This window comes from Cupriavidus sp. 8B, assembly GCF_054589115.1.
In genome coordinates, this window is the sequence record NZ_BAAILO010000460.1 from 78,689 (window position 1) to 89,597 (window position 10,909).

The following is a 10,909-nucleotide window of genomic DNA, read 5'->3' on the forward strand; positions in this document are numbered from 1 at the left end:
CGCTACGCAGCCAAAATGTGACACCGTACCGACTTCAACAACAGTTATTTGTGCAATGCACAAGAAGCCCTTGACACCGATTTTCTTTTCCCTACAATTGGAATTGTTGCGGCGCACCATCGATTTTGCAGAGCAAGTGAGGCGCGCCGATAACCCCCCAAACGCCTGGGGCTGGCTGACGAAAAAACGGCTTTAATCGTTACTTCGTCATGGCTTTGACATCTGGGCGGCCTAATTTTGCATGACCTTGAACTTCATCATTGGAGACCAGCATGAGCTTCACCCCGGAACAAGTCGCCGCAGCGCAAAAAGCCAACCTCGAAACCCTGGTCGGCCTGACCACCAAAGCCTTCGAAGGCATTGAGAAGCTGGTCGAGCTGAACCTGCAAGTGGTCAAGGCCACGTTCGCTGAAAACGTGGACAACGCCAAGAAGGCCCTCTCGGCCAAGGATGCCCAGGAATTCCTGGCCCTCCAGAGCTCGCTGGTCCAGCCCGTTGCCGAAAAGGCCCTGGCCTATAGCCGCCACGTGTACGAAATCGCCTCGGAAACCCAGGCTGAATTCACCAAGGTCGCCGAAGCCCAACTGGCCGAGAACTCGAAGAAGGTGCAAACCCTGGTCGAGAACCTCGCCAAGAACGCCCCGGCCGGCTCCGAGTCGACCGTTGCCATCGTGAAGTCCGCGATCAGCGCCGCCAACAACGCTTACGAGTCGGTCCAGAAGGCCACCAAGCAAGCTGTTGAAATCGCTGAAACCAACTTCCAGGCAGCCGCCAGCGCCGCCACCAAGGCCGCCCAGCAAGCCAGCGCCACGGCTCGCACCGCGACCAAGAAGACCACCACCGCCGCCTAATCCGCGACGGCAGGAAACGGACCGGCTTCGGCCGGTTCGTTGGCAAAGCGCGCGTGGCTTGGCCAGCGCATTTTGCCAACGAAGGCAGCATGGAAGGCAATCGAGCCGCCCTGCCCTCCTACTGTGTCTCCTCGGTATCTGGTTTCCATGTATTCCAATATCGATTCATTCCCGGCCATGCGCCGGGATTTTTTTGCCCGCCACACAAGGAAACCACGACGCGCGCTCGCCTTCTGCAAGCCGGCCTTGATCGGCGCAGCCGCAAGCGTACGCTGCAAAAAGCTTGGCGGTTAATTGCAAATCCAACCGTAAAAAGGCCCGCCGTGCGGCGGGCCCCAATGATATCGCTAACGTCTGGTGCTTAACGCTTGCGCGGCGGCGGTACGTCGGTGCACACGCCTTCGTAGATCTCGGCAGCCATGCCGATGGATTCGCCCAGCGTCGGGTGCGGATGGATCGTCTTGCCGATATCCACCGCATCGGCGCCCATCTCGACCGCCAGGCAGACTTCGCTGATCAGGTCGCCGGCATGGGTGCCAACGATGCCACCGCCGATGATGCGATGCGTTTCCTCGTCGAAGATCAGCTTGGTGAAACCCTCGTCGCGGCCATTGGCAATGGCGCGGCCGGAAGCAGCCCACGGGAACACGCTCTTGCTGTACTTGATGCCCTGCTCCTTGCACTGGTCCTCGGTCAGGCCCGCCCAGGCCACTTCCGGGTCGGTGAAGGCCACCGACGGAATCTGCTTGGCATCGAAGTAGGCCTTCTCGCCGTGCGCGGCCTCGGCCGCCACGTGCGCCTCATGCACAGCCTTGTGCGCCAGCATGGGCTGGCCAATGATGTCGCCGATGGCAAAGATATGCGGCACGTTGGTGCGCATCTGCTTGTCGACCTCGATGAAGCCGCGATCCGTTACCGCCACGCCCGCCTTCTCCGCGCCGATGCGCTTGCCGTTGGGTGCACGGCCCACCGACACCAGCACCAGGTCATAGCGTTCCGGCTCGGCCGGCGCCTGCTCGCCTTCGAACCTGACGTAGATGCCGTCCGGCTTCGCTTCCACGCCGACGGTCTTGGTCTTGAGCATGACCTTGCCGAAGCGCAGCTTGTTCATCTTGTCCCAGACCTTGACCAGGTCGCGGTCGGCGCCCTGCATCAGGCCATCGAGCATTTCCACCACGTCGATGTTGGCGCCCAGCGTGCTGTACACCGTGGCCATTTCCAGCCCGATGATGCCACCGCCGATGACCAGCATCTTGTTGGGCACTTCCGGCAGTTCCAGCGCGCCGGTGGAGTCGACGATGCGCGGGTCCTCGGGGATGAACGGCAGCTTGACCGCCTGGCTGCCAGCGGCGATCACTGCCTTCTCGAAGCGGATCACCGTCTTCTTGCCGGTGGTCTGCTTGGCATCGCCTTCGGTCTCCTGCACCTCCAGGTGGTGCGGGTCGAGGAAGGTGCCGACGCCGCGCACGACCTGCACCTTGCGCGCCTTGGCCATGCCGGCCAGGCCGCCGGTCAGCTTGCCGACCACGGTGTCCTTGTAGTGGCGCAGGCCGTCGAGGTCGATCTTGGCTTCGCCGAACAGGATGCCGTGGGCCGCCAGGGCCTTGGCCTCGTCGATCACGGCGGCGTTGTGCAGCAGCGCCTTGGACGGGATGCAGCCGACGTTCAGGCAGACCCCGCCGAGCGTGCCGTAGCGCTCGACCAGCACGGTGTTCATGCCCAGATCAGCGCTGCGGAACGCGGCCGAGTAGCCGCCGGGACCGGCGCCGAGCACCAGCATGTCGCAGGTAATGTCCGCGCTGCCCGAATGCGTGGCGGCCGCGGGCGCCGATGCCGGAGCGGCCGCAGGCGCGGGAGCGGATGCCTGCGCAGGGGCGGGCGCAGGGGCCGGGGCAGCGGCCGGCTTGGCCGCGGCTTCGGTCTCCAGCGTGCAGATCACGGCGCCCTTGGCGACCTTGTCGCCCACCTTGATGCGCACCTCCACCACCTTGCCGGCGGCGGACGACGGCACATCCATGCTGGCCTTGTCCGACTCGAGCACGATCAGCGACTGCTCCTGCTCGACCGTATCGCCAGCCTTGACCAGCACCTCGATGACTTCCACCGCGTCGAAATCGCCGATATCCGGCACCTGGACTTCGATCACACTCATGTTTTTGCTCCTCAAGAACGCGCCCCGCTTCAGATGCGGGCCGCGCCATCGTTATTGGTTGCTCCGTCGCCAGCCATGGCGCCCAGCTGCACCACCTGCACCTCGACCGGGCCTGCCGAACTCTTGTCGAACTCCACCCCTGCATCCACCCCGATCCGCGCAATCTCGCCGGCAGCGAGGCCCGGCTGGTCGTAGACCGCGTGCATGGCGCCCAGCGCGTAGTTGCGCCCCGAGCCAATGCCCCAGAAACGATCGAACGAGAAGACTTCGCGGTACGAATACACGCCGAAGATGCCCGCCGGATTGGCGATCAGGCATACGATCTGCGAGGACTCGTAAGGATCGTCCTCGTCTTCCTTGGTGTTGATGAAATACTCGTTCTTGAGTTTTTCATGCACCTTGAGGAAGGTCCGGAAGACGTCATCGCGCGAGCCCAGCCGGCAATCCTCGCCCAGTCCGGCCAGCAGGCTGCGCATGACCGGGAAGTGCGCGGTGGTACCGGCGAGCGCCACGAAGCTGTCACCCACCGGGAACACCTTCTGGTTGCGCTCGTAGGCACGCGTGAGCCGGGTGTCGCCGAACGTCACCAGCGCGTCGGCGGCAATCGCCACCTCGCCGGCCTTCTTGACGACAACGCAGGTAGTCATGGGCTCGCTTCCTGTTTTCCAGTGTTCCTGGTTTGCCGACGGCAGGTTGCAGACATTGCTGGCAAAGGCGCGCACGGCCGCGAGGCCATGCGCGCCCTCACCCGCCTTACAGCAGGATGCGGCGGAAATCGGCCAGCAGCTGACCGAAATAGGTATTGAAGCGAGCCGCTTCCGCACCGTCGATGACGCGGTGATCCCACGACAGCGACAGCGGCAGCGTCAGGCGCGGCACGAACTGCTTACCATCCCACACCGGCTTCTGGTACGACTTGCACACGCCCATGATGGCCACTTCCGGCGCGTTGATGATCGGTGTGAAATACGTGCCACCGATGCCGCCCAGCGAGGAGATCGAGAAGCAGCCGCCTTGCATCTGGTCCGGCTTGAGCTTGCCGTCGCGCGCCAGCTTGGCCAGCTCGTTCATTTCCTGGCCGATCTCGATCACGCCCTTCTTGTCGGCGTTCTTGATCACCGGCACAACCAGGCCGTTCGGCGTGTCAGCGGCAAAACCGATGTTGAAATACTGCTTCAGCACCAGGTTCTCGCCATCGAGCGAGGCGTTGAAATTCGGGAATTTCTTGAGCGCGGCGACGGCAGCCTTGATCATGAAGGCCAGCATGGTGACCTTGACGCCTTGCTTCTCGTATTCCTTGTTGAGCTGCACGCGGAAGGCTTCCAGCTCGGTGATGTCGGCCTCGTCGTGATTGGTGACGTGGGGAATCATCACCCAGTTGCGATGCAGGTTCGCACCCGAGAGCTTCTTGATGCGCGACAGCGGCTTGCTTTCGACCTCGCCAAAGCGGGTGAAATCCACCTTCGGCCACGGCAGCAGGTTCAGCTCGCCACCACCGGCCGGGGCAGCGGCTGCCTTTGCCGGGGCTGCGGTATAACCGCTCATCACGCCCTTGACGTAGGCTTGCACGTCGTCCTGGGTGATCCGCCCCTTGGGGCCGGTGCCCGGCACGCGCGAGACGTCCACGCCCAGTTCGCGCGCGAACTTGCGCACGGAGGGGCTGGCGTGGGCAGCGGTGCCGGTCACGCCGGCAGCCGGAGCAGCGGGCGCGGCCGCGGGGGCCGGTGCCGGTGCGCTGGCTGCGGGAGCAGGAGCGGGAGCTGCCGCGGCCGGGGCTGCAGCAGCAGGCGCGCTGGCCGGCGCACCGGCTGCGCCTTCGAGAATCAGGATCAGCGTGCCTTCGGAGACGTTGTCGCCGACCTTGATCCGGACTTCCTTGACCACGCCGGCGGCCGGCGACGGCACGTCCATGGTGGCCTTGTCGGATTCCAGCGTCACCAGCGCATCTTCGGCGTTGATGGTGTCGCCCGGCTTGACGTGGACTTCGATCACGGGGACCGAGTCGTAGTCGCCGATGTCCGGCACCTTGACCTCGACCGGGCCGGCGGCAGCGGCCGGCGCGGGAGCGCTGGCGGCAGCCGGAGCCGGCGTCGGAGCTGGCGCGGGTGCCGGCGCGGCGGCGGCGGGAGCCGGTGCGGCGGCTGCCGGGGCGGGCGCGGCGGCAGCCTGGCCAGCAGGCTCCAGCATCACCAGTACGGTGCCTTCGGCGACGTTGTCGCCAATCTTGATCCTGACTTCCTTGACGGTGCCGCCCTGGGGCGAGGGCACGTCCATCGTGGCCTTGTCCGATTCCAGCGTCACCAGCGCGTCTTCCGCATTGATGGTATCGCCCGGTTTCACGTGCACTTCGATGACGGGAACGGCGTCGTAATCGCCGATATCCGGCACCTTGATTTCAATCGCTTGACTCATTCAGTGTCTCCAGGGCAGGACAGCGCACGCGACAAATACGAGCGTGTGAGGTTACCCTCACTGCCTGCATCTGTCACGTCGCCGCGCCGCAAGGCGCCGGGCGTGAGCCCGGCACCCGCGGCGCGGCGTTACCGTTCCTGCGGGGGGTTCGTGCAGCCGGTCTGCTTAGACCGACATCGGGTTCGGCTTGTTGGGGTCGAGGTTGTATTTCTTGATGGCTTCGGCCACCTTGTCGCGACCGATGGCACCTTCGTCGGCCAGCGCCTTCAGTGCGGCCAGCGTCACCCAGTGACGGTCCACCTCGAAGAAATGACGCAGCTTCTCGCGGGTGTCCGAGCGGCCGAAACCGTCGGTGCCCAGCACCACGAAGCGGCGCGGCACGAAGGGACGGATCTGGTCGGCAAAGGCGCGCACGTAGTCGGTCGAGGCGATCACCGGGCCGCGCACCGACTTGAGGCTCTTGGTCACATGCGATTCGCGCTGCGTCTCGGTCGGGTGCAGCAGGTTCCAGCGCTCGATGTCGTGGCCTTCGCGGGCCAGCTCGGTAAAGCTCGGGCAGCCCCACAGGTCGGATTCGACGCCCCAGTCCTTCTTGAGCAGTTCGGCGGCGGCGATCACCTCGCGGAAGATCGTGCCGGAGCCCAGCAGCTGCACGCGCGGCGCGTTGCTGTTCTCGACGCCCTTACGGAACTGGTACATGCCCTTGACGATGTCGGCTTCCACGCCAGCCGGCATTTCCGGATGTTCGTAGTTCTCGTTCATCACCGTCAGGTAGTAGTAGACGTCTTCCTGTTCGGCATACATGCGGCGCAGGCCATCCTGCATGACCACCGCCAGTTCGTACTGGAAGGTCGGGTCATACGAGATGCAGTTCGGGATCGCGGCATGGAACACATGCGAATGGCCATCCTCGTGCTGCAGGCCTTCGCCGTTGAGCGTGGTGCGGCCCGAGGTGCCGCCCAGCAGGAAGCCGCGCGAGCGCATGTCGGCAGCCGCCCAGCACAGGTCACCGATACGCTGGATGCCGAACATCGAGTAGTAGATGTAGAACGGGATCATCTGCACGCCGTGCGTCGAGTACGACGTGGCTGCCGCGATCCAGTCGCACATGGCGCCGGCTTCGTTGATGCCCTCCTGCAGCACCTGGCCAGTCTGCGATTCCTTGTAGAACATCAGCTGGTCATGGTCTTCGGGCACGTACTTCTGGCCTTGCTGGTTCCAGATGCCGATCTGGCGGAACAGGCCTTCCATGCCGAAGGTGCGCGACTCGTCGGGCACGATGGGCACCACGTGCTTGCCGATCTGCTTGTCCTTGAGCAGCGTGTTCAGGATCCGTACGAAGGCCATGGTGGTGGAGACTTCGCGGCCTTCGCTGGTGGCCTTGAGCAGCGCGTCGAAGGCGGACAGCTCGGGCACTTTCAGCGCTTCGGCCTTCTGGCGGCGGGCCGGCAGGTAGCCACCCAGGTCCATGCGGCGGGCGCGCATGTATTCCAGTTCCTTCGAGCCTTCTTCGAAGGTGACGTACGGCACTTCCTCGATCTTGTCGTCGGCGACCGGAATATTAAACTGGTCGCGGAAACGGCGGATCGCGTCCACCGGCATCTTCTTCTGCTGGTGGCTGATGTTCATGGCCTGGCCGGCGTCGCCCATGCCGTAGCCCTTGATGGTCTTGGCCAGGATCAGCGTGGGCTGGCCCTTGTGCTCGTTGGCGGCACTATAGGCGGCGAAGATCTTGTGCGGATCGTGGCCACCGCGGTTCAGGCGCCAGATGTCCTCGTCGGACCAGTCGGCCACCATCGCCTTGAGTTCGGGCGTGTTGAAGAAATACTCGCGCACATAGGCGCCGTCCTTGGCCTTGAAGGTCTGGTACTCGCCGTCCACGCAATCCATCATGCGCTTCATCAGCAGGCCCTTCTTGTCGCGTGCCAGCAGCTGATCCCAGCGGCTGCCCCACACCACCTTGATCACGTTCCAGCCGGCGCCGCGGAACTCGGATTCGAGCTCCTGGATGATCTTGCCGTTGCCGCGCACCGGACCGTCCAGGCGCTGCAGGTTGCAGTTGATCACGAACACCAGGTTGTCGAGCTTCTCGCGCCCGGCCATGCCGATGGCGCCGAGCGATTCCGGCTCGTCGGTCTCGCCATCGCCCAGGAATGCCCAGACCTTGCGGCCTTCGGTCTGCACCAGGCCGCGGCTGTGCAGGTACTTCATGAAACGGGCCTGGTAGATGGCCATGATCGGGCCCAGGCCCATCGACACCGTCGGGAATTGCCAGAAGTCCGGCATCAGCCACGGGTGCGGGTAGGACGAGATGCCCTTGCCGTCGACTTCCTGGCGGAAGCTGTCGAGTTGATCGGTGCTCAGGCGGCCGAGCAGGAAGGCGCGCGAATACACGCCCGGAGCCGAGTGGCCCTGCACGAACACCAGGTCGCCGCCATGCTTGTCGGACGGGGCGTGCCAGAAGTGGTTGTAGCCGACGTCATACAGCGTGGCCGCCGAGGCAAACGAGGAGATGTGGCCGCCAACGTTGGTGTGCTTGTTGGCGCGCAGCACCATCGCCATGGCGTTCCAGCGGGTGTACGAGCGGATGCGGTGCTCGATGTCCTGGTCGCCGGGAATGCGGGCCTGCTGCTCCACCGGGATGGTGTTGATGTACTGCGTTTCAGCGTGGAACGGCTGGTTGACGCCGTTCACGCGTGCGTATTCGATCTGCTTCTCGATCAGGAAGGCGGCCCGATCGGTGCCTTCGGCGGCGATCACGCCCTGCAGGGCGTCAAGCCACTCGTGGGTTTCCTGGGGATCGGCATCGTTGGCGCTGCTTGCGCCGAGGATCTGCTCTGGTACAGCTGACATGACTGTCTCCTGGTGAATTCCTGCCTCGGCGCCCCCTGATTCTTGTGGTGGGAGCCCCGGCCTGACGGTGTGACTACGGTACGGCGCGCGGGCCGCGAGTGTCTTCGCACGGTCCTTCGCTAGTGCTCCGCCCGGGCTTGCCAGCGAGGCTGGCAGGACCTGACGCAGCACTGCCGTCCGCACTTTTCGGTCGGACCGATTCTATGGAAGCAGATTGGGCAAGACAAGCCTAATTTTCAAATTGCGATATGGTTTCTTATAATGTGAAATATTGCCGCAGCGCACCACAAAACTGCGCCAGCCCTTGCCACCAAACGCCGTGCACCCGCCGCGCCTTCGGCAGGAATGCCGCAGTGCCGCATTGGCGCTTACCCCAAGCGACGGGGCGCCGCAATCCCGCTACACTGGTCGGTCAGTCGTCAATCCCGCCATGCCGTCCCTCAAAGATTTCTTTTCCCACCTCCGCGCCGCAGTCGTCCCTCCCTCCGCTTCCGGCTCCGCCAAGGCGAGCGGCAGCGACCCTACGCTGGTCGCCCCGCCCAACCCGCTGACGCACCTCGATACGCTTGGCCATGTGGACGAGCCCGCTGCCGTCAATGGGCCGCCGCGCGGATTGTGGTGGCTGCGCTGGCGCAACCTGGTGGCGACCAGCTGGTTCATGTTCATCCCGCTGGTGGCGATCGTGCTGTTCACGGCGGCGATGGGTGTGATCCTGTGGTCACTCCATGAAACCGAGCGCCAGCAGCAGCGCGACGCGCTCTATCGCGACGCGGCCTGGGCCCAGCAGCGCGTGCGCCTGTCCGTCCTGAGCAACCAGGACCAGCTTGCCTCGCTGGCGCGCGACATCGCCGCCGCCCAGCTCGACCAGGGCGCCTACCGTACCGCCGCGCAGGAAATCCTGCGCGAAAACCCGGAAATCGTCTTCGTCAACTGGCTGGATGCGACCCGGCGCGGGCGCTGGTCGCTGCCGTCCACCTCCGAATTTGCCAGCCGGCTGCGCGAAACCCAGGACCAGCCGCTGGAGCCCGAGGTGCTCGATACCTTCGACGCCGCCCGCGAAACCCAGCGCGTGGTGTACTCACGCCCGCTGGTCAACGACCGCGGCGACAGCTTCATGCTGATGGAGGTGCCGATCGTGCGGGACAACGAGTTCCTCGGCACCCTCGGCGCGCTTTACTCCATCAATGGCATCCTGACCCACCTGCTGCCGCCGGAGCTGACCGAGCGCTACCGCTTCTCGCTGATCGACAAGAACAACCAGATCCGCGCCAGTACCTCGCTGCGGCCGGTGCCGGGCAATGCGCTGTCCTACGAGGTGCTGCTCGACCCGCCTGGGCACTCGCTGTCGCTGCGCGCCGACGCCTATCCGCCCGCCTCCAACCTGCCCAACAACATGCTGCTGTGGCTGGTGGTGGGGCTATCGTGCTTCCTGCTGTGGAGCCTTTGGAGCATGTGGCGGCACACCAGCCGGCGCTCCGAGGCGCAGCGCGCCCTGCTGGCGGAGACCTCGTTCCGGCGAGCCATGGAAAACTCGATGCTGATCGGGCTGCGCGCGCTGGACCTGAACGGCCGCATCACCTACGTCAATCCCGCCTTCTGCCGCATGACCGGCTGGCAGGACAGCGACCTGGTCGGCCGCGTGCCGCCCTTCCCCTACTGGCCGCCCAACGACCACCAGGAGATGCAAAAGCAGATCGACCTGACCCTGCAAGGCAAATCCCCGGCCAGCGGCTATGAGATGCGCGCCATGCGGCGCGACGGCAGCAGCTTCTATGCCCGCATGTACGTCTCGCCGCTGGTGGACAGCCGCGGCCGGCACACGGGCTGGATGGCCTCGATGACGGACATCACCGAGCCCAAGCGCGCCCGCGAGGAGCTTGCCGCCGCGCACGACCGCTTCACCACGGTCCTGGAGAGCCTGGACGCCGCGGTGTCGGTGCTGGCCACCGACAAGCCCGAACTGCTGTTCGCCAACCGCTATTACCGCCAGCTGTTCGGCTGGGAAGCCGAGGGCCACCTCAAGCTGGCCGGCGGCGAGGTCGACAAGGAGCAGGTTTCCAGCGACGCCACCGACTTCGTCGACGCCTACGCCGGCCTGCCGGCCTCCGAGCTGATGCCCTACTCCTCGGACGCGCGGGAAGTCTTCGTGCCCGACATGCAGAAATGGTTCGAAGTGCGCCGGCGCTACATTCAGTGGGTGGACGGCCACCTGGCGCAGATGCAGATCGCCACCGACATCACGGTGCGTAAGGCCGCCGAGGAAATGGCGCGCCAGCATGAGGAACGGCTGCAGTTCACCAGCCGCCTCACCACCATGGGCGAGATGGCGTCGTCGCTCGCGCACGAGCTGAACCAGCCGCTGGCGGCCATCAACAACTATTGCATGGGCGCGGTGGCCCGGCTGCGCTCCGGGCGCAGCACCGCCGAGGACCTGATCCCGATCCTGGAGAAGACCTCGGCGCAGGCCGTGCGCGCCGGCACCATCATCAGCCGCATCCGGGGCTTCGTGAAGCGCAGCCAGCCCCAGCGCCGCGAAGCCGCCCTGCACGACATCGTGGCCGACGCCGTCGGGCTGGCCGACCTGGAGGCCACCCGACGGCGCGTCACCATCCTGACCCGGCTGCCGGCGCCGCCGGTGGTG

7 protein-coding genes are annotated in these 10,909 nt (G+C 65.1%); 2 read left to right on the plus strand and 5 right to left on the minus strand.

Going from position 1 to position 10,909, the window contains the following annotated elements:
- The first annotated feature begins 272 nt into the window (after positions 1-272).
- Complete coding sequence (gene phaP1, locus ACYP5B_RS43975) at positions 273-851, plus strand: TIGR01841 family phasin PhaP1 (RefSeq protein ID WP_400094383.1); 579 nt, start codon at positions 273-275, stop codon at positions 849-851.
- On the opposite strand, the gene ACYP5B_RS43980 is transcribed toward phaP1, so the two are convergent.
- From ACYP5B_RS43980 to aceE, 5 genes are all read right to left on the minus strand, one after another.
- Complete coding sequence (locus ACYP5B_RS43980; protein WP_318232651.1) at positions 848-1,129, minus strand: hypothetical protein; 282 nt, start codon at positions 1,127-1,129, stop codon at positions 848-850. The two genes, phaP1 and ACYP5B_RS43980, sit on opposite strands and share 4 nt — an antisense overlap.
- A gap of 83 nt (positions 1,130-1,212) precedes the next feature.
- On the minus strand, positions 1,213-3,018 hold the full coding sequence (lpdA, locus tag ACYP5B_RS43985; RefSeq protein WP_400094381.1) for a dihydrolipoyl dehydrogenase: 1,806 nt from the start codon (positions 3,016-3,018) through the stop codon (positions 1,213-1,215).
- A gap of 14 nt (positions 3,019-3,032) precedes the next feature.
- A complete protein-coding gene (locus ACYP5B_RS43990) occupies positions 3,033-3,650 on the minus strand; it encodes an Ntn hydrolase family protein (protein WP_400094380.1) in 618 nt (205 codons plus the stop codon).
- Positions 3,651-3,756: 106 nt separating this feature from the next.
- On the minus strand, positions 3,757-5,415 hold the full coding sequence (gene aceF, locus ACYP5B_RS43995) for a dihydrolipoyllysine-residue acetyltransferase (RefSeq protein ID WP_459573802.1): 1,659 nt from the start codon (positions 5,413-5,415) through the stop codon (positions 3,757-3,759).
- A gap of 165 nt (positions 5,416-5,580) precedes the next feature.
- Positions 5,581-8,268, minus strand: a complete 2,688-nt coding sequence (gene aceE / locus ACYP5B_RS44000; RefSeq protein ID WP_267606243.1) for a pyruvate dehydrogenase (acetyl-transferring), homodimeric type — start codon at positions 8,266-8,268, stop codon at positions 5,581-5,583.
- A gap of 430 nt (positions 8,269-8,698) precedes the next feature.
- Here aceE and ACYP5B_RS44005 point away from each other — a divergent pair.
- Positions 8,699-10,909 (plus strand): PAS domain S-box protein (locus tag ACYP5B_RS44005; RefSeq protein WP_459573803.1); only part of this gene is annotated, 2,211 nt, incomplete at its 3' end.

Bases quoted from the DNA above. Each gene is read 5' to 3' on its own strand.
- phaP1 (WP_400094383.1), top strand. From the start codon at position 273: ATGAGCTTCACCCCGGAACAAGTCGCCGCAGCGCAAAAAGCCAACCTC.
- ACYP5B_RS43990 (WP_400094380.1), bottom strand. From the start codon at position 3,650: ATGACTACCTGCGTTGTCGTCAAGAAGGCCGGCGAGGTGGCGATTGCC.
- aceF (WP_459573802.1), bottom strand. From the start codon at position 5,415: ATGAGTCAAGCGATTGAAATCAAGGTGCCGGATATCGGCGATTACGAC.
- aceE (WP_267606243.1), bottom strand. From the start codon at position 8,268: ATGTCAGCTGTACCAGAGCAGATCCTCGGCGCAAGCAGCGCCAACGAT.